At 39.3% G+C, this 20,076-nt stretch carries 23 protein-coding genes; 5 read left to right on the forward strand and 18 right to left on the reverse strand.

Annotated elements, in window-relative coordinates; all coding sequences use genetic code 11:
• Positions 1–10 precede the first annotated feature (10 nt).
• Positions 11–874 (forward strand): hypothetical protein, encoded by an 864-nt coding sequence (locus tag SJY16_RS10435; RefSeq protein WP_377889087.1) that lies wholly within the window; start codon positions 11–13, stop codon positions 872–874.
• Between the two features lie 33 nt (positions 875–907).
• On the opposite strand, the gene trhO is transcribed toward SJY16_RS10435, so the two are convergent.
• From trhO to SJY16_RS10505, 14 genes are all read right to left on the reverse strand, one after another.
• Entirely contained in the window at positions 908–1,879 is a 972-nt protein-coding gene (gene trhO / locus SJY16_RS10440) for an oxygen-dependent tRNA uridine(34) hydroxylase TrhO (RefSeq protein ID WP_377889088.1), read from the reverse strand.
• A 142-nt stretch (positions 1,880–2,021) separates the two neighbouring features.
• The gene (locus tag SJY16_RS10445; protein ID WP_377889089.1) at positions 2,022–2,462 is read right to left on the reverse strand and encodes an OsmC family protein; all 441 of its coding nucleotides are present in this window, start codon (positions 2,460–2,462) and stop codon (positions 2,022–2,024) included.
• Between the two features lie 67 nt (positions 2,463–2,529).
• Complete coding sequence (locus tag SJY16_RS10450; RefSeq protein ID WP_377889090.1) at positions 2,530–2,958, reverse strand: BrxA/BrxB family bacilliredoxin; 429 nt, start codon at positions 2,956–2,958, stop codon at positions 2,530–2,532.
• A gap of 15 nt (positions 2,959–2,973) precedes the next feature.
• Positions 2,974–4,104 (reverse strand): conserved virulence factor C family protein, encoded by a 1,131-nt coding sequence (locus SJY16_RS10455; protein WP_377889091.1) that lies wholly within the window; start codon positions 4,102–4,104, stop codon positions 2,974–2,976.
• A 62-nt stretch (positions 4,105–4,166) separates the two neighbouring features.
• Positions 4,167–4,760 carry a lytic transglycosylase domain-containing protein gene (locus SJY16_RS10460; protein ID WP_377889092.1) on the reverse strand — a complete coding sequence of 198 codons (594 nt, stop codon included), beginning with the start codon at positions 4,758–4,760 and terminating at the stop codon, positions 4,167–4,169.
• Between the two features lie 18 nt (positions 4,761–4,778).
• Positions 4,779–5,882, reverse strand: coding sequence for a sporulation integral membrane protein YtvI (ytvI, locus tag SJY16_RS10465; RefSeq protein WP_377889093.1), 1,104 nt, complete (start codon positions 5,880–5,882; stop codon positions 4,779–4,781).
• 85 nt (positions 5,883–5,967) lie between these two features.
• Entirely contained in the window at positions 5,968–6,990 is a 1,023-nt protein-coding gene (locus tag SJY16_RS10470) for an EAL domain-containing protein (RefSeq protein ID WP_377889094.1), read from the reverse strand.
• 69 nt (positions 6,991–7,059) lie between these two features.
• On the reverse strand, positions 7,060–8,490 hold the full coding sequence (glgA, locus tag SJY16_RS10475; protein WP_377889095.1) for a glycogen synthase GlgA: 1,431 nt from the start codon (positions 8,488–8,490) through the stop codon (positions 7,060–7,062).
• A gap of 15 nt (positions 8,491–8,505) precedes the next feature.
• Entirely contained in the window at positions 8,506–9,612 is a 1,107-nt protein-coding gene (glgD, locus tag SJY16_RS10480; protein ID WP_377889096.1) for a glucose-1-phosphate adenylyltransferase subunit GlgD, read from the reverse strand.
• Positions 9,613–9,629: 17 nt separating this feature from the next.
• The gene (locus SJY16_RS10485) at positions 9,630–10,769 is read right to left on the reverse strand and encodes a glucose-1-phosphate adenylyltransferase (protein WP_377889097.1); all 1,140 of its coding nucleotides are present in this window, start codon (positions 10,767–10,769) and stop codon (positions 9,630–9,632) included.
• Entirely contained in the window at positions 10,762–12,663 is a 1,902-nt protein-coding gene (gene glgB, locus SJY16_RS10490; protein WP_377889098.1) for a 1,4-alpha-glucan branching protein GlgB, read from the reverse strand. Before glgB ends, SJY16_RS10485 begins: the two co-directional genes overlap by 8 nt.
• A gap of 206 nt (positions 12,664–12,869) precedes the next feature.
• Positions 12,870–13,880: a glycoside hydrolase family 15 protein gene (locus SJY16_RS10495; RefSeq protein ID WP_377889099.1), complete on the reverse strand. Its 1,011-nt coding sequence runs from the start codon at positions 13,878–13,880 to the stop codon at positions 12,870–12,872.
• Positions 13,881–13,968: 88 nt separating this feature from the next.
• Positions 13,969–14,226, reverse strand: a complete 258-nt coding sequence (locus SJY16_RS10500; protein ID WP_377889100.1) for a YhdB family protein — start codon at positions 14,224–14,226, stop codon at positions 13,969–13,971.
• Between the two features lie 80 nt (positions 14,227–14,306).
• A complete protein-coding gene (locus tag SJY16_RS10505) occupies positions 14,307–15,167 on the reverse strand; it encodes a CvfB family protein (RefSeq protein WP_377889101.1) in 861 nt (286 codons plus the stop codon).
• 127 nt (positions 15,168–15,294) lie between these two features.
• On the opposite strand from SJY16_RS10505, the gene SJY16_RS10510 reads away from it, so the two are divergent.
• The gene (locus tag SJY16_RS10510; RefSeq protein ID WP_377889102.1) at positions 15,295–15,564 is read left to right on the forward strand and encodes a DUF2524 family protein; all 270 of its coding nucleotides are present in this window, start codon (positions 15,295–15,297) and stop codon (positions 15,562–15,564) included.
• A 35-nt stretch (positions 15,565–15,599) separates the two neighbouring features.
• Here SJY16_RS10510 and SJY16_RS10515 read toward each other — a convergent pair whose 3' ends face one another.
• The gene (locus tag SJY16_RS10515; protein WP_377889103.1) at positions 15,600–16,118 is read right to left on the reverse strand and encodes an acyl-CoA thioesterase; all 519 of its coding nucleotides are present in this window, start codon (positions 16,116–16,118) and stop codon (positions 15,600–15,602) included.
• 17 nt (positions 16,119–16,135) lie between these two features.
• Positions 16,136–17,824, reverse strand: coding sequence for a formate--tetrahydrofolate ligase (locus tag SJY16_RS10520; protein WP_377889104.1), 1,689 nt, complete (start codon positions 17,822–17,824; stop codon positions 16,136–16,138).
• A 279-nt stretch (positions 17,825–18,103) separates the two neighbouring features.
• On the opposite strand from SJY16_RS10520, the gene cspD reads away from it, so the two are divergent.
• Positions 18,104–18,304, forward strand: a complete 201-nt coding sequence (gene cspD / locus SJY16_RS10525) for a cold-shock protein CspD (protein ID WP_224882404.1) — start codon at positions 18,104–18,106, stop codon at positions 18,302–18,304.
• A 116-nt stretch (positions 18,305–18,420) separates the two neighbouring features.
• The gene (locus tag SJY16_RS10530) at positions 18,421–18,669 is read left to right on the forward strand and encodes a DUF2564 family protein (RefSeq protein WP_377889105.1); all 249 of its coding nucleotides are present in this window, start codon (positions 18,421–18,423) and stop codon (positions 18,667–18,669) included.
• Between the two features lie 30 nt (positions 18,670–18,699).
• On the opposite strand, the gene SJY16_RS10535 is transcribed toward SJY16_RS10530, so the two are convergent.
• Complete coding sequence (locus SJY16_RS10535) at positions 18,700–19,359, reverse strand: reverse transcriptase-like protein (RefSeq protein WP_377889106.1); 660 nt, start codon at positions 19,357–19,359, stop codon at positions 18,700–18,702.
• Between the two features lie 16 nt (positions 19,360–19,375).
• The gene (locus SJY16_RS10540; protein ID WP_377889107.1) at positions 19,376–19,552 is read right to left on the reverse strand and encodes a zinc-finger domain-containing protein; all 177 of its coding nucleotides are present in this window, start codon (positions 19,550–19,552) and stop codon (positions 19,376–19,378) included.
• Between the two features lie 125 nt (positions 19,553–19,677).
• On the opposite strand from SJY16_RS10540, the gene SJY16_RS10545 reads away from it, so the two are divergent.
• On the forward strand, positions 19,678–20,073 hold the full coding sequence (locus SJY16_RS10545) for a reverse transcriptase-like protein (protein WP_377889108.1): 396 nt from the start codon (positions 19,678–19,680) through the stop codon (positions 20,071–20,073).
• The last annotated feature ends 3 nt before the right edge of the window (positions 20,074–20,076 follow it).

Below are 20,076 nucleotides of genomic sequence, written 5' to 3' on the forward strand. Positions count from 1 at the left end.
GGGAATTAAAGTGAGGCTACTCAATTCTCCTGAATACCAATGGGTGGAGAAATTTTTGCCTCCCAGATTTAAGACCGTTGAATCAACGTTATTGCAAGACGTTGGTTCATATGAATTTCTTAACTTTGCAGAGGAACTTTTAGATGAATTCATTCTAAGGATATCTTCTGGAGCAGATAAACAAGAGAAATGGAAACACACTGAGAAAGGCTTTACTATTTTCTTGAAAATCAAACGAAATATCATTCTTTTTTCTGGGTATGACAGTCAAAAAAACCGCTCTTCTGCGCCTAAGAAGTTTTATATCCAATGGGAACGACAACTAACGTCTTCGAGAGACCATGGTAAATGCAAACAAGGGCTGATTTTAATCAATGATCGTGGGCGAATCATCAAAAGAAGCGTTAAACGTTCGCCTTATTTCTCTGGGATATTCAATCGGATTAACCAGTTAGATCAGGCGTTAATAGGCCCGAAGCACGTTGTGCATGCATCAAAAGTCGACGCTACGTTACAAGAGCATATCCAATTAATCGACCACCTATTAACAGATCCAGCTATTAAAGGTGTCATTCACTCTAGAACGTCTCGACTTGTCAATCTCTTTAAAACGATGTTGCCCGAACTTGACCTTCTCGATATTGAAGAACGCCATACAGTAAAGCGTATGATTACAACAGAACTCCCCGGTTTATTAGAAGGCTATATTAGTCTATCAGAAAATAATAAAGAACGAAGACACGGTGAATTGTTCCAAGCACTATGTAAGATGGAACTTACGTTGCATCACCTATTGGAGAAACTTGAAGAATTACGATTATCGAAAGTGGATCACTTACTTAAAGTAAATAAGATGAGGTACGACAAAAACTAAAAGCTAGCTGTCAGATTGACAGCTAGCTTTTTATTATACTTCTTGTTGAATACTTTCTTTCATGATCGCTTGTATACGCTCATTTACTTCTTCTTCAGATAATCCATGCTCTTCTACGTAGCGATTACGTGGAGATACACGGCACTCATGAGAACAGCCACGCAAGTATTTATGCTCATTCTCTTCAGAGGTAATAATTTGTTTATTACAGTCTGGATTGGCACAATTCACATATCGTTCGCATGGCTCACCAGTGAAGTGATCCTTTCCTACAACCACGTGATCTTTTTGGTTGATTGGCACCGAAATTCTCTCATCGAAAACGTAACATTTACCATCCCAGAACTCACCTTTCGTTTCTTCGTCTTTTCCATATGTGACGATTCCACCATCAAGCTGGTTAACATCCTGAAAGCCTTGGTTGATCATCCAACCAGTAAATTTCTCACAACGGATACCACCTGTGCAGTATGTGAGAATCTTTTTATCTTTTTTGTCAGCTAGGTTTTCCTGTACCCATTCTGGCAAATCACGAAAGTTCTTAATATCTGGATTAATTGCACCTTTGAAATGTCCAAGCTCGTACTCATAGTCGTTCCGAGTATCAAGGATAATGACGTCTTCATCTTGCATCGCTTCGCGCCATTCCTGTGGTTTTAAATGCGTACCGCCGACTTGTGTTGGGTTGTGGTTATCTTCAAGACGGAGTGTTACCAATTCAGGACGTTCGCGAACGTGCATCTTTTTAAATGCATGCTCCTCAGCCTCATCGATTTTAAAGAAAAGGTCTGAAAATCGTTCGTCTGCGTGCATCATATCCATGTACGCTTGAGTTTGTTCAACTGTTCCAGAAACCGTACCGTTGATTCCCTCTTCAGCAATCAAAATTCTACCTTTTAATTCATGTTCATTACAAAACTCTTGGTGTTTCTCTACAAATTCACCTGGGTTATCAATTTGCACATATTTATAATACAATAATACGCGATAGTCTTTATTGCTCATAATCGTATCTCCTTTGTTTCACTGTTTCTATAACAGAATCGTTCACCCGCTCCAAAATATTATTATAATAAATTCTCGCTAGAATGCAAATAGCTGGTTTTGAATTTACATTTGATAGAGCGAATGAATTTCAATAAAGCTATCACATTACTTCAATTGACGGTTCAACAGACACGTTAACATTTCCTTTGATTGCACGAGTGATCATACAACCATCTTCTGCTCGGTCTGCTATCTCCAAGATCCGTTTTCTAAGCGATTCATCAGGTGACTCTTCTAAATAGATGACTGGATAATGATGAATAGACTCAACATGTACTCTTCCTTCTTCACTTACAATTAATTTAGAAGATATCTTAATATCATGAAATGAAATATTCTTTGCTTCAAGATAAAGACCAAGAGTCATGAAATAACAAGCAGCAGAAGAACTTAATAAAAGTTCATCAGGATTCGTACCTTCCTCTAATCCTCCCATTGATGTCGGGATCGTTACATCTGTTGAAAGGTTCTCAGAACGGACCTCACCTTTTCCTTTTCTTCCACCTTTATAGCTTCCTTTTAATTCAAATATATGTTCCATCACGAATACCTCCAAACAATTTTATATAAGAAAACCCCACTCTATAGATAGAGTGGAGCATTAGCTATTAGCAATATTGCTCAAATGCACCTGTAAGGTTATCCACTATGTCTTCTACTTCATGATCTTCTATTTCCTCACGAGGAATGAAATGAAGAACCTGACCACCTTTCATCAACACCATAGATGGTGAAGAAGGCTCGTACCCTTCTAAATACTCTCTCATTTTTGAAGTTGCTTCACGATCCTGACCAGCGAAAACAGTTATGAAGTGGTCGGGTTTCTTTTCATTTTCAATTGCTTCACGAGCTGCTGGTCGTGCTAACCCTGCTGCACAGCCACACACTGAATTGATTACTACGAGAGTTGTGCCTTTTGTTCCGGTTACAAATTCAGCTACCTCTTCAGCAGTTGTAAGTTCTTCAAAGCCTGCTGAAGTTAGTTCATCACGCATCGGCTGAGCCATTTGTTTCATGTATTCTTCATATGGGTTCATCTAAAGAACCTCCCTTTATTTTGATTTACGTGCTTGAGTCATTTGATGCCACACTGAGCCTTTAGCTTCTTCTCCGCCTTTAATACGCTCAAGTGCCATTCTTGCTTGCATTTTCACTTCAAACTCTGGGTCATCGATCGCCATTTCTAGAGCAGGTACTGCGGATTCATCGCCAACTTCATATAAGAACATTGCTGCTCTCCAGCGCACGAGTTTGTTTTTATCTGAAAGTGCTTCCACCATCTCTGGAATAGCTTCAACGTACCCAAGATCTGACATGCAATCTCCAGCAGTACGTCGAACAGTTACTGACTTGTCATTTAATGCTTTATAAAGCAATGGCAGCACTTCTTTTGATTCAATCATACCAAGATAAACTGCAGCTAACCTACGAATGGAAGCTTTTTCATCTTGAAGTGCTTTCTCTAGTAAAGGCAAATCAGTGATTTCAGGATCTAAGCGATCTAACGCAGCATATCTTTCTTTCCACTCTGGGTGATCAAGCATCTCAAGCGTTACATGTTTCTTTTCTTGTTTCTGAGAAGAACGATCTCGGTTTGGATCAAACGCTTCTTTCACAAGTAATTCGAGCCTTTTCTCGTCATAGGTGGCAGCTAGTTCTTCAGAAACCTCCACTCCAACTTCTTCTGGAGATCCATAACGAGGGTTTTGCTCTTTCCATTCTCTCTCCATCACCATATTGTCAGATGCTGATGAAGCATTCATCGCTGCTTCCATGAACCGATCAGGAAGACCAAAGCGATGCTCATCATCTCCATCTAATAATTTCACCTGCATAGGAATGCCTCTAAACATTTGGATAAACACTTTGACTTCTCCAAAATCTTCTTCAAGAGCTGTGGAAGATGTCTGATCCTCGTCACTTTCTTGACCAAAAGCTTCTCTTGCTCCTGGTAATATATCTTCCCACGCATATTTTGCATTTCGTTCCAATGCAATGAAATCCATTACATGGTAAATTTCTTTTACTCCAGGAACCGCCATTAGTTTCTGGATATAATCAGGTGCGTCATCAAGGTTGCTTCCTTGTTTGAATTGCCGTGTATCACCTGCGGCTAGTTCTTCACTTAAGTTAATTTTCATCGAATTCGGACTCGGTGTTGGTTCGATTGATACGATCTTCATGGAACCTCCCCCTTCTTCAAGTGATTTTATCATATGTGTTATCGCTGTACCATTAAGAACCATTACTTGTTGATTTTTACAACGGTAGCATTCGTTTTATATTCGTTATAATACGTTAACACTTCATCTACATAGTCCTCGCTTCGGTTATATGCGTATAAAGCTTTCTGTAATTTTCCTTCACTAGCACCGTTCGCTGATAGATAACTAGCTGCAGTGTAAGCAGCGTCAGTCATGTTATAAGGATCCGCCTTGCCATCTCCGTTCCCATCTTTTCCATAGCCGCCGTATTTCTTGATCAAATCAGGATCCGTTATATCGATTTCATCCCCAGCGTTTAACTTCCCTAGCTCACTCCCCTTATATTGCCAACCAAGCCAAGTTAACGGCATGAATTGAAAATGTCCGATCGCTCCTTTTGGACTTTCGAGAGAAGGCATCGTTGAGAACTTTGTTTCAACACGATGCACAGCAGCGAGCAATTCCCACTGTACGTCATATTGCTCAGCCGCCTCTTGATAAGTATCAACATATTCCTCAGGTATTTGTGATTTTTTTAGTGGAACTCTCATTTTTTCTTTATTTTCTTGTAAGAACAGCGCGATTACGACACTACCAATAATCGTGCCCAGTATCAACAATGCGGGACGTCTCAATGTTGTTAGTCTTCCTTCCTATTTTCGCTCGTTAATATCTAAAAACTCTTCGCTTGGAAGATGGATCCACTTTCCAAGGTATCCATGATCAAATAATGCCTTAATAAGGATCAATAAGATCGGTGAGAGGATTACCCCAGCAATTCCAAACAACGATAGAGAAATAATCATAAATGATAAGATCGTAAATGCAGAAACCCCTAAAGAATCACCAGTGATTTTCGGCTCCATAATCTGTCTAACTAGCATCACGACTCCTAATAACCCTATCAGCCAGAAAGCTAAGGTTGACTGACCGACAATGAATAAATAAATTGCCCAAGGTAAGAAAATAGCCGACACGCCCAACAATGGTAGAACATCAAAAAAGGCAGATAGTAATGCGATTGTAAAAGCGTTATCTACTCGTAGGATCCATAATCCACAAAGTACAAGAACAAATGTGATCATAATTAATTTGAGCTGAGCCTTCACGTATGAACCGATTCCGCTAAGTACATTTTCCTTTAAGAAGTAATAAGCTTTCTTAAACGTGTTAGGTGTTCGTTTGTCAGCGATTCGTTTCCACATTTCAATCTCAACACTCAAGAAATAAGCAAGAACAATACCGATTACGAAATTAATAATTAGGGTTGGAATCGAAGTAACAAAGGCGAAAATGCCATTAAGAAATCCAGTTAAAACAAAAGATGCCTTCTCGACCACAGTAACGGAATACTCTTGAGCTTTATGTAAAATATCTGGTGGCAAGGCGTTCATCTGAAGTTGTGCCCACTCCACATAGTTCAACAATTGCTCTTGGAAGATGTCGACGTAGCCAGGAATCAATGAGATTAAATTCTGCAGTTGTAACACAAAAATGGCACCTGCAAGAAAAACTACACTTAGAACAATCAAAACAAATAGGAGTGTCGATATCGTAGTGGCGACTGTTTTCCCCAACCCTTTCTTATTTAAGAAACGTGCAAAAGGTTCTATTATCAAAAAGATAACATAGCCAACAAAAATTGGTGCTGCGATATCAAATAAAAAACTAAAAACAAACATGATTAGAAAGACGGTCAAGACAATTAGTCCGATATCAAATGCAGTTCTAGCGTATCGCTTGTAAAACGTTAACATTTCTTCACCTCTTGTTACTCTTATGACGTAAGCATATCTTTTTTATGCTTTCTTTTCCATAGTAAAAGGATTATTACGCTTAACTTTATGTATGAAGGCGAGAAAAAGGTTTGTCTGAAGGTTTTCCATAATAATACCCTTGCCCGAACCTAACCCCGATCTCAGCACAAAAATCAGCTTCCTCTTTTTGCTCTATACCTTCTGCTAATAACAAAATCCCTTCTTCTCTTGCTAGTTTTCCTAATTCTATCAATGCGTGTTGTTTTGATCGATCCTTGTGACACTGTTCAATATAACTTCTATCGATTTTTGCATAATCTGGTTTTAAATCTAGAAGTAGCTCCCTCGTAGAATACCCTGTGCCAAGGTCATCAAGCGCTACTTTCATTCCTTCTTTTTTATAGGTGTGAAAGATGTTCTTCAAATGATCGATTCTTTGAATCTTCTCAGTTTCTACTACTTCAAAAACAAGATCACTAGGGTCTACTCCATGCTCTTCAACTGCTCGAAATGTTGTCCTCAAACAATGTGCAGGGTCATAAATAGACGATGGTAGGAAATTAATGAAACGTTTAATCCCCCTAGGGATGAGTTGTGAACTAACCTCGATTGCTTTTTTCCTTGCTGCGCTATCGAGGTAAGATTGTAACCCAGAGTTCCTTGCGACTTCAAATAGGTCAAATGGTTTAAATGGATGCTGCTGGTTGGTTGGTCTTAGAAGAAACTCATATGCTTCAATTCCACCGCTTTGGAGTGATATGATCGGCTGCATGTGGGCGGTGAACATACCTTCTTCCATGATCGCTATATATTCCATATTTTGCAACCTTGTATAAAAATGCGGAAATGAAATAGCAATTTTCTTTTCATCGACAGAGGATAAGGTCGCACAGCTAAATATCGTTGAAGCTTTTCGACTAAACGCTTTATCAATCTTCTCGCATATTGTTGATAGTTCTGAAAAGCTACTATATGAAATGAGAAATGTCTCTCCTGAACGATTGAACATGGAGGTGAGGCTGTCCATTAATATTGGCGAGGGCGTCGTAATTTCGAAGATTCCCTCTGATAAGATTCTCGGAATGAATTGGCATTTATCACAAAACAACGTTATCTGCTCCTTTTCAATGAAAAAAAAACAGGGGAGACTCCCCCCCTGTCAGTTCTTGCTTTCAATCTACTTTACGAGACTCTCGTAAAGACTCGAATATTTCTCTGCTGACTTTTCCCATGAATAATTCAGACGCATCGCTCGCTCCACGAGCTTCCTCCACGTTAGACTATCTTGATGATAGTAATTTAGCGCGAGACGAATCGTATTTAACATATCGTGTGCGTTGTAATCGGCAAAACTAAATCCATGCCCCTCCCCTGTATACTTGTTATACGGAAGGACCGTATCTTTGAGTCCCCCGGTTTCACGAACAATCGGGAGACTTCCATATCTTAGAGCAATAAGCTGACTGATTCCGCATGGTTCGAACTGAGAAGGCATGAGGAAGAGGTCAGATGCTGCATAAAGCTTGCGAGCAAAGCCATCGTCAAAGTAAATATTGGCGGAAAATCTACCTGGATAACGTTGCTCAGCTTCTCTTAGCATGTGCTCGTAATGCTCATCGCCTGTTCCAAGCACAACTACTTGTACTTTTTCTTCCATGATTTCAGGAAGTACTCTGAAAAACAAATCCATCCCTTTTTGCTCTACAAGTCGCGTAATCATGGATAAGACAGGAATGCCTTCACCCTTTTGTAGACCAAGCTGCTCTTGAAGATCGATTTTATTTTTCTCTTTCAATAGGAACGATGCATGGTACGTATACTTCAAGGCAGCATCTGACGCTGGGTCATACAACTCACTATCTATCCCATTAATAATGCCTGTGAAATCAGATTCTCTTTTTCTTAGTATCCCATCAAGGTATTCACCAAAATATGGCTGCTTTATTTCGTCAGCGTAAGATGGACTTACAGTTGTAATATAATCCGAGTAAATAAGTCCACCTTTCATAAAGCTTACATTGCCATGAAATTCGACACCTTCATTTGTGAAGTGAAGTTCACTTAAGTCTAATAGGTCATGAAGAATTCCTTTTGGAAAGATTCCTTGGTAACGAAGGTTATGAATCGTATAAACCACTTTTACTCCGTCATAGTAAGGGTTATTTCGGTAATGTGCTTTTTTTAATACAGGTATCATTCCTGTTTGCCAGTCGTGACAGTGAAGAATATCCGGCTGTTCATCTAAGTAAGGGATCGCTTCTAAAACAGCTCTGCAAAAGAATGAAAATCTTTCTCCATCATCAAAGTATCCATAGCTCCCACTTCTTTTGAAATAATGCTCATTGTCGATGAAATAATACGTAATGCCGTTGTGCCTTAATGTTTCTATACCACAGTATTGATGTCTCCACCCTACGGGTACAGTGATGGCTTCTTTAAGCTCAAGCTGCTCTTTGAACGATTCATTCATATCTTTATACTTTGGCAGAATGACCGAAACGTTGAGCCCCTGCTTTTGTAGTTCCTTTGGTAATGCACCTATGACATCACCAAGGCCCCCTGTTTTAATAAATGGGTGACCTTCTGATGCTGCAAATAATACATTCATGATTCGTTCCCCCTGCTATAAGACTGTTGATTTCGCGATGACCCGTGGTTCATCTTCAGACGTCACTTTTTCATGAGGTGAAACGGATACATCCTTATCTAGAATGACGTTTTCTACAACAGCACCTTCACCAATTTCACACTTTTGCATGATGATACTGTTTCGAATAATTGCCCCTTTACCAACTCTAATGCCCCTAAATAAGATACTATTCTCTACAGTTCCTGATATCGTGCACCCATTTGCAATTAACGAATTAGCAACTGTAGATGATTCATCGTACTTTGCAGGCGCCTCGTGTTTTACTTTTGTATAAATCGGGCCTTTGTTATAGAAAAGTTCCTGAGTAACATTCGGATCAAGTAATTCCATACTATATCGATAGTAGCTCTCAACGTTATCGATAAATGATACATATCCTCCAAAATGGCACCCATGAACATGATAGCGGTCTAAACTAGATGCTACAGCTTCATTGATTGATTTGTACTTACCAGTTTCCATGCTTTCTTCAACAATCGAAATGAGTAACGATGACTTCATAACGAATGTATTTAAATACACATCGTCACCCGGCAATGGCTCCACATTAAGATTCAATCTTTCAACACGATTATCTTCATTTGTATAAAGGACGTTATACGTATTGCCACTCACATAAGGATCATCACATGGTTTATAGACTAGCGTGATATCTGCTCCGACTTCTTCATGCTCTTCAATAACTTGATTAAAGTCAACATTCCAAACCAACTTTCCATTCGTAACAACAACATAATTGGAAAGGCTACGTTTAAAGAATGACAAATTCTCATGAAATGAACGGATATCTCCATTCGTTACTCTTTCCTCACTCGCTGGCGGTTGGAAGAACAAACCACCCTGGTGGCGATCAAGATCCCACTCTTTTCCCGAACCTAAATGGTCTAATAAAGAGCGGTATTTTTCTTTTGTGAAAACAGCGACCGTGTTAATCCCCGCATTCGTCATGCTCGACAGTGAAAAATCAATCAATCGATATCGCCCTGCAAATGGAACAGAGGCGAAGCTCCGATGGCTTGTCAATTCGCTAAGTTCGTTCTTCTCATCTACTAAATTAATGACACCTACTACTTTTTTCATCGATTCATCCTCCTGTTCTATTTAGGTACTGAAACAATTTCCCCGTCAGCGATCAAAGAAATAGAACCATCTTTATTTCCAAGCTCCATGCCATCTTCAATAACTGTACCACTCTCAATAATTGCATTCTCTATTTTCACGTTCGAACCAATTTTCACATCAGGCATAATGATTGAATTCTTAATCGTAGTTCCTAATCCAACATGCACCCCGTAAAATAACACCGAACGATACACATCACCATAAACAACACAGCCTTCATTAACGAGTGAACGGCTAACATTAGCTTGTGGCGCAATGTACTGAGGAGGTTGGTTCGGGTTGACTGAATATATTCTCCATGAAGGATCGTTAAGAATTAAATCCGGATCATCGTCTAACAAATCCATATTTGCTTCCCATAGGCTTTGAAGTGTACCGACATCCTTCCAATAACCGCTGAACGAATACGCACAAAGTTTCTTTTGGTCTTCGATCATCGCTGGAATGATATCTTTACCGAAGTCGTTTGAGGAATGAGGATTTGCTTCATCCTCTGTTAAATACTTTTCAAGAGCTTTCCAACTGAAAATATATACGCCCATTGAAGCAAGGTTCGTCTTAGGTTCTTCAGGCTTTTCCTGAAACTCAACGATTCGATTCTCTTCATCCGTATTCATGATTCCAAAGCGACTTGCTTCGTTCCAAGGTACTTCAAGAACTGCGATCGTAGCATCGGCACCTTGCTCTTCATGGTAATCGAGCATCTCTGAATAATCCATACGATAAATGTGGTCGCCGGAAATAACAAGTACATATTCAGGATCATATTGACGAAGGTAATACATGTTTTGATAGATCGCATTCGCTGTACCTTTGTACCATTCTCCACCTTTTTGCCCTAGGAAAGGTGGAAGTACTGATACGCCTCCATTCTTTCTATCAAGATCCCATGCACTGCCTATACCAATATAAGAATTGAGTATGTAAGGCTGATACTGAGTTAATACGCCAACAGTATCAATATTTGAGTTACTGCAATTACTTAACGTGAAATCAATGATTCTATATTTACCACCAAAAGGCACTGCTGGTTTTGCAAGACGAGTCGTTAGCTTTCCAAGTCTAGTCCCCTGCCCTCCAGCTAACAGCATTGCGACACAACGTTTCTTAGACATATCGATTTCTCCTTTCAAGGTTGCTTTTATTTTTTTTGCCGAGAACCACGATACCTAGTGGAGGGATTTTGAGCTGAAGACTGTATGGCTGATTGTGATAAGGGTGTTTTTCACTAAGCAACTTGTCTGCATTTAACTGCCCAGAACCTCCGTATTTCTTCTGATCACTATTGAACATTTCTACATAATGTCCTGATGATGGCACTCCAATTCTGTAATCATAGTACACATTAGCTGAGAAATTGCAGATCACAATATCACAATCACCTTTCGCCTTGCCTTTTCTCATGAAAGAAAGAACAGACTGCGATTGGTCATTCGCATCGATCCACTCAAAGCCTTCTGGCTTATGGTCAATACGCCAGAGAGCTCTAGAATCAAGATAAAACTGGTTTAATTCTTTCACGTAATCATTTATCTTCTTGTGAAGGTCATAATCGAACAACATCCAATCAAGTTCACTTAAATCTTTCCATTCATCGTACTGACCAAATTCTCCCCCCATAAACAAAAGCTTTTTACCTGGATGCGTCATCATGAACCCGTAAAGAGTTCGAAGATTAGCAAACTTTTGCCAATAATCTCCCGGCATTTTATTTAAGAGTGATTTCTTTCCATGAACCACTTCATCATGTGAAAGTGGCAGGAGGTAATTTTCAGAAAAAGCATAGAAGAATGAAAATGTTAACAGATTATGATGATGTTTTCGTTCATCCATGTGGAGTTCCATGTATTTCAACGTATCATTCATCCAGCCCATATTCCATTTGTAGTTAAACCCTAGTCCACCTTCATGAACAGGAGCACTTACTAACGGATAGTCTGTCGATTCCTCAGCCATCATCAACGCATTTGGAAAGTGCTCAAATATTGTTTTGTTTAACTTTTGGAGGAATTCTTTTGCTGCCATATTTTCTCCTTCTCCGCCTGATCCTTCATGGTGATAAAGAATCATCTGAGAAACAGCATCTATTCTTAATCCATCAATATGGTATAAATCAAACCAGAAAAATGCATTAGATATTAAAAAGCTTACGATTTCTGGTTTACTATAATCAAAATTATACGTTCCCCAATTTCTTCTCTCAGCAAGCTCTGGATCTGCTGGCTCAAACACCGGACCACCATCAAACTGACCTAATCCATGAGCATCTTTACAAAAATGAGCTGGCACCCAGTCAAGAATCACACCGACGTCTTCCTGATGGCAGCGATCAATAAACCGTTTCAAGTCATTAGGTTCACCAAAGCGGCTCGTTACAGAATAATAGCCAGTAATTTGATATCCCCACGACCGATCGAATGGGTGCTCCATAACGGGCATGAGTTCAATGTGCGTATACCCATGTTCTTTAACGTAAGGAATTAATTCATTCGTTAAATCTTCGTACGAATAATATGAACCGTCTTGCTTCCTACGCCAGGAACCTGGATGGACCTCATAAATCGAAATTGGAGTTTCATACGGTGTCGATTTCTTTCTCCGATTCATCCACTTACTATCTTGCCAGTCGAACTCATCTACTTTTTTTACAATCGATGCAGTTTTAGGTTTCAGTTCTGAATAAAATGCATAAGGGTCGGATTTCATTAGCACCGAACCATCCTGTGAAGTAACTGCAAATTTGTACAATTCATCTTCACCTAAACCTGCAATATACAATGACCATAATCCTGACGCTTCTATTTTGTTCATGTGATTTCTAGTGGCATCCCACTCGTTAAAATTCCCTGCAACAGCTACTGCTTTTGCGTGGGGAGCCCAGACGGTAAAACGTACCCCGCTTGTACCTTCTTCTTCTGCTAAATGAGCTCCCATCGACCGGTAAGCTTGAAATAAGTTCCCTTGATGAAATAAATACCGATCGTAATCTGTCGGCATCGAAACTGTCATTGCGACACCTCTCTTCCTTGCTAATTGTAGGGATTTACTAATTTAATCCGCTACTGTTTTATCATTCGACAGCGAATTTCCAATTCCTTTTCAATATTTGTAATTTCATGAAAAAAAAGTTGAAATTACAAATGATTAGTCGAAATGTTTTTTCAATGTGAAGAAAAAATAAAGAAGCTGTGGAGTTTTCCACAGCTTCTTTACAATTACGATACGTTTTCGACTGATTGAGCTACTCGTTCTAGAAGTTGGTATGTCATAGAAACTGACCAAGCAAGTGGGGTGTTTTTGTTTGGTATATCCGTTCCGCCAATAAATAGCTCAGGGATTTCACCATTTTCAGGTGTAATGCTCATTGTTTTCTCCCAATACTCATTCATTTTATCTACTTGACCAATTTGACCATAACAGAGACCTAACCACGGTAACCCAAAGCACCACTCTGCTTCACTGCCATCATTATAATATTGATCTCCTTCGTACCGAAGAATTCCGCGTTCTCTTTCAAGTCGATCTGTTACACGGTCCAAAATTTTGATAGCAGTCGATCTTGATACGACTCTAAGAGGATAAATTAAAGATAGAAGGGATAGATCGACTTCCTTCGTAGCACTTTCAGAAGGTAGTAAACGGTCAAGCGTTCTTTCCCCCTTATGAATTAACTGTTGAGGGACATCTACAAGAGTTTTCACTGCTTTTAATCCGGCTACACATGCTCCCACACTAGAAGCATGTATTTCTACATTTTCTTCCCACATACCGTTATCTGGGTTCTTCCAATACTCCAAACATTCTAGATAATCAACCAGCTTTTGGACGATGCGATAATCAACTTTATCACGTAAGATAGGTTTCCCTACCTGAATTCCTTGTCCTATACCGAAAAGCAATATGCCGATTGCGTCGTTTTGAGCATGACCCCATTCGACAGGAATTTCTTCAAGATTTTTTGAATACCTTGAATGAATATACTCATGAAGATAAACGGGTTTTTGCTTTGTATGAATATCCAGTTTCCATTCATACTTTCTTAATAAAGTGAGGAGTGAATGATAGGCCTTCTCATACCTTGAGCATTTCGACGTTAAGTAAGGCATAACTGTATAACAAACGTCTCTAATCCATACATAGTTATAATCATCAGATGTACTTGCCACGTATGCTCCATTAGGTAATCTCATGCTTTCGAGTACATCATGCAATTGATATTGATTCATCCCACTCACCTGCTCTTTAATTTTTACTATAATTGTTACCCTATTCGACATTTTTTTAATCACAAAAAGACTGACCTAATGAATTAGGTCAGTCTAATGTACTAGTTATCGCAGTAATTTCGTCCTTATCAGGCTCCATACGATAAACATAATCAATGTATGTGAGCAAGTTATCACGTGCATCTTTCACTTTCATGAATTCTGTTTCACGTATAAATGCATGAACAAACTTTTCAATTCTTTTTGCAAGGATATCGTCATCTGTTTTCATCATCAATACGCTTAGGTCTATACAAGCGCAATGGTGTGTGTAATAAAGAGCTTTGTCATAGTCCGTAATATCCAATGACTTGCCCCCTTTCTAGGAGCTTACCTATAGTATTTGCAGGCGAAGTCCTCTTACACGAAGAAAAAGATAACAATGATTTATGAGATAATAAAGGTATAACCGTCTTTTTGTTCTACTTTCTTTTCTTTTAGGAGCTTTCCCATCGCACGTTTGAAAGCAGCCTTGCTAATATTAAATTCATTCTTGATTGTTTCAGGGTCACTTTTATCTGTGAAAGGCATTTTTCCACCGTGTTCATTCATATAATTCAACAACTTATCGGCATCTTCAAGCCTTGCCTCTTTCACTAGAGGACGCGTCGAGACGTTAATTCTTCCGTCTTCTCTTACAAACGTAACCCTCACGTTTACCCTTTCACCAAGACGTACGCTTTGTTTCATTTCATCATTATGAAGAAATGCGAGGTAACCTTCTTCTGTTAAGATTGAAGCACCTTCTTCTCCAAAACGATAAACCACGCCTTCTGTTTCTTTATTCTTAAGATCCCCGCTCGCCTCTGTCGAAAGTTCCTTAATTTCTTCAAAATTGCTAAGATCTGCAAACAGTCTATCCTTCTTATCAAGCTTTAAACCGCAGTAAAGTTCATCACCGTTCTCTGGCCACCTCGTACGGTCTTCAGGCAAGTCATCTTTAGAAAGAAGCATATCTTTTTGAATGCCTATATCAACAAATACACCTAGTCGAGGCTGCACCCCTACCACTTTTAGAATTGAAAACGAATCCAGTGTTACTATAGGCATGGTTTCCGTAGCAGAAAGCCTGCCTTCATGATCATGGTATAGAAATACTTCAACGTCTTCATCCTCACCATGCTCCTGTAACGCTTCGTTTTTGTGAAGCAAAACATCCTCATTTCCATTTGTTAAAAAGTATCCGTAATCTTGTTTACGTGCTACTTTTAATTTTGTAATTTCTCCAGCATATAATTGTGTTGCCAAATCTTTTCACAGCCTTTCATAATCCTCTACTTAGTATATCACTACACGATTATGTATTCTTTATTTATCATAAAACTTTTCATCCTGTAAATACTAACATAGACTTCACTCTAAGGAGAGATGCACGATGTCAACTTACCGCAAACTTGAAGAGATCCTTAAGAATGCTGACGAGCTTGTTGAATATGCAGATGAGCAACTACAAAAAGCCACTCAGATAGCACCAGGAATCACAGACAAAGAATACACAGAAACCCAACAATTACTTGAACAGATGGCGATGAATATTGATAAAATGATCCATAGTGCTACACCTGAACAACGGGATGCTCTTACAAGAGCGAGGCAACAAGTCCAAGATCGTCAAAATGACTTCATTCTTGGGTTTGATACGTAAAGGTCTGCATTTCTGCAGACCTTTTATTTATCTTATTATCCAAAGGATCCAAACTCGCTCGCTAATTTCTCCGAATGTTTACGTCTAGCTTTTCTTGCTTTCATTCTCTCTTCTCCACCATCATAAACGAATTTCTCTTCTTTGGTTTCTGGTAAAGCTTCAGGCACCTTAGTTGGTTTTCCCTCTTCGTTTAATGCTACGAATGTTAAAAACGATGTCGCACAAACTTTTTTTACGCCAGTTATGACATTTTCAGCAAAGATTTTGACCAACACCTCCATTGAGGTATTATGCGTCCAGCTTACATACGATTCAAGACTCACCACTTCTCCTTCTCGAATTGGCTGGAGAAAATCAATTGAATCAGCAGAAGCCGTCACAACTGCTGATCGCGCATGTTTCGAAGCTGAAATCGCTGCGATATCATCGATATAAGACATCAACCTTCCTCCAAAAAGAGTACCATGTGTATTTGTGTCTGACGGCAGTACGAAACTTGATTTCGTCGTTCTTGAAACACGTATTAGTTTTTTTGTTAATTGTATATCTGACATAACAACATTCACCTTTTCTAAAACAGACCGACTGCTTGACCGTCTTCTGTTACATCCATACTTAGTGCCGCGGGTTTTTTTGGAAGCCCTGGCATGGTCATTACATTTCCCGTTAACGCTACGATGAAGCAAGCACCGATTGATGGTCTAAACTCTCTCACTGTAATAGAGAATCCTATTGGACGCCCCAACAATGCTGCATTATCAGACAGAGAATACTGGGTTTTCGCCATACAAACAGGTAGATGCGACCATCCGTTAGCCTCAAATTCTTTTAATTGCTTTAGAGCTTTTGGACCGAACTGAACGCTATCAGCACCATAAATTTCTCTAGCGATCGTAGTGACTTTCTCATCTATTGGTGCATCCAAACTATACAATGGTGCGAAGTTATTTTCTGTTTGATCAATTTCATGTAGCACGGCTTTAGCAAGTTCCTCTCCGCCTTTTCCACCTTTAGCCCAAACATCCGTTAGAGCAACTGGAACACCATTTTCCTTACACCAATCAAGCAATGCGTTTACTTCTAAATCCGTGTCAGTAATAAAACGATTAATCGCAACCACAAATGGAACACCGAATTTTCTTATAGAAGAAATGTGTTGATGAAGATTTGCTAGTCCTTCTTGTAATGCAGATATGTTCTCCTTCTTAAGCTGATCTTTCGCAACGCCACCATGCATTTTCAAAGCCCTTATTGTAGCAACGATGACCGTTGCTGCAGGATCGATCCCACCTGCTCTTGTTTTAATATCGAAGAACTTCTCAGCACCAAGATCCGCACCAAACCCTGCTTCAGTCACAACATAGTCAGAAAGCTTTTGAGCCATTTTTGTTGCAGCTACACTGTTACAGCCATGTGCAATATTTGCAAATGGCCCACCGTGAATAAGTGCAGGAGTATTTTCTAATGTTTGCACGAGATTGGGGTTCATTGCGTTCTTCAATAATAGCGTAAGTGCTCCTTGTACACCAAGGTCAGCTACTGTAATAGGTAATTTCAAACGATTGTATCCGATTACGATTCTTCCGATTCGTTGCTTTAAGTCAGTTAAATCTGATGCTAAGCAAAGAATTGCCATCAGTTCAGAAGCTACTGTTATGTCAAAGCCATCTTCTCTTGGAACACCTTGTGTTGGACCACCGAGTCCAACCGTCACCTGTCTTAATGCTCGATCATTCAGGTCAAGTACTCTTTTCCACGTAATACGTCTTGTATCAATATCAAGCTCATTACCTTGATGGATATGATTATCAATTAACGCTGATAATGCATTATGAGCCGAAGTGATCGCATGAAGGTCTCCAGTAAAGTGAAGGTTGATGTCTTCCATCGGCATAACTTGAGAATATCCTCCACCAGCTGCACCGCCTTTAATCCCCATGCTCGGACCTAAAGACGGCTCTCTCATGGCAACGATTGCTTTTTCACCTATACGATTTAGCGCCTGTGCCAAACCAACAGTAACAGTGCTTTTTCCTTCACCAGCAGGTGTAGGATTAATTGAAGTAACTAGAATCACTTTTCCTGATGGTTTTTGGTTCAGCCTTTTCATACTTGTTAGGGAGATTTTCGCCTTAAAGTGACCATGTGGCTCCCATTCATCTTCAGATAAGCCTAGTTCATTTGCTATTTCCTTTATTCGTTTCATTTTAGCTTCCTGTGCTATTTCGATATCACTTTTCACTTTAAGTTCTGACTTCATCAAACCCCTCCATGCCCTTTTCTATTTCCATGTACATCTTAACTAAGTTTATTAATTACGTTAAGAATAATCAACTGAAGTCTTTGAATGCTTGACAGTTCTCTTAAAATACAGTATATTTAAATTAACCGTTTATATTGCTGTTTATTAATTGGATTTAGTAAGACTTTCTCGATTGTGCTTTACGTACATACAGATTGTTTCTTGATTCGAAATACAATATAAATGGGGAAAATTAAGTTGCACGAAGAACGTGCTAAGTTTTTAGGAGGAACAAACATGCAAAACGGAAAAGTAAAATGGTTTAACGCTGAAAAAGGTTTTGGATTTATTGAAGTTGAAGGTGCTGACGATGTATTCGTACACTTCTCCGCTATCGAAGGCGAAGGCTTCAAAACTCTAGAAGAAGGTCAAGAAGTTTCTTTTGAAATTGTTGAAGGAAACCGCGGACCTCAAGCTGCTAACGTAAACAAACTTTAATTTATATACGTTTGGAAGGGACTGATGATTTCATCAGTCCCTTTTTATTATGCGCTGATTATCGGTTATCTTTTTTGGTCATACTATTCTTTAACAATTCATAAAGGTGGGATAGTATGTCAGAACCGTACTCTGATCTTCAACAGATTGAAATGTCGATCAAATCAGCTCAGCACCTTGTCGGGCAAGCGACTAAAAGCATGAATGACAATCAGCTTAAAGCTGCACAAGATGCTTTAAATCAAGCCAAACAACAATTCCAACAGGCAGTTGCTCATAAAACTGGCGTAAACGAGAACTTCTTTGAGTTCTCAAGCGAACTTATTGAGAAATGTGATACACAATTAAAAGAAGCACAAGAATAAAAGCAGCCGCTCGGCTGCTTTTTTCATCCTTTATTCATCGAGTTCAATCACACTTTCAATCTCTGTCCCTTTTAAGGCTTGAACGGCAAGTCTATGTGCTTCTTTGTTGTCATTTCTCGAAATGAACTCGTAAATCGGCTGCAGTCTTAATTCTTTCAACGTATCTTCAATACGATCCATCCACCTCGTAAATAAAGGTTCGTACACCGCCCATTCTCCTGAAAGCTGACTGATTACAACTTTAGAATCACCTTTAATAACAATTTCTGTATCGTCTACCTTGATTTCTTTTAATTCTTGAAGACCTGTCCAAAGTGCTGCATATTCTGCTTCATTATTATTTTCAAGATAACTTAGGGCTTTGTTAACCCGAATTCTTTTCTTTTTTCTACCTTCGGCAAAGTAAATGACAGCTCCACATCCGGCCTCTCCGGTTTCTTTATCATAACTTCCATCAAAAATGATTTCTACTGATGAAGGACTTTCTTCCTTTTTCGAGGTGAATTTTTCGAACTCTTTTAAGGACCATTTCATTCCCCGATCATCTAAAAAATAAAGGTCTAGAGAGCGTCCAGTTTTCTCAATATCTTTTGCCATTAACATCGCCATGTGAGCTGGCAGTTCGTCTGATGTCATCCACGCTTGTATACCTCGAGGCGTTTTGTATTTCCACTTAAGAATTACATTCATATATCATACCCCTTAATCAAGTAAGGTGTTTTCCAAGTTGCTTCAATTCGTCTCCAACAGTACATTCTGTGATACAGAAACGCTGCGCATGGCATTTGCCGTAATCATGTTGATTCACACGTTTTAACAAACATCCATCGCAATATGTATCTAGAATTAATCCAACTTCCATCATAACCTCTTTTTTCTTCATTTCTTTCACTCCTACACTCGTCCCCTTCTATTTCAAGTTTCTCCATTTACCTTAAATGTATGTCTTCCGGGAGCGTTCATGTATATGATAGAATACAACAAGACTAGCTCAGGGAGGAAACACAAGTGATTGAAGTTTATATAGATGGAGCAAGCGCAGGGAATCCTGGACCATCTGGTGCAGGGATTTTCATAAAAGGGGACGGAGAAGTCATTCGTTCTTCCATTCCACTAGGAACACTCTCAAATCACGAAGCGGAGTTCCAGGCATTGATTGAAGCGCTACGCATTTGCATCGATAAGAAGCATCGAATCATCTCTTTGCGTACGGACTCTCAACTAGTGAGTGATGCGATTGATCGAAGATATACAAAAAAACGTACGTATGAAACATACCTCTCCATCGCCCTTGCTTTAGTAGATGAATTTGACCTGTTTTTCATCAAATGGATACCAAGCTCCAAGAACAAAGTAGCAGATGAGCTTGCTAGAAAAGCTATCCAGCTGAATACAGCTGGATAGTCA

Source organism: Alkalihalobacillus sp. R86527 (assembly GCF_042466185.1).
Taxonomy (GTDB): Bacteria; Bacillota; Bacilli; order Bacillales; family Guptibacillaceae; genus Guptibacillus.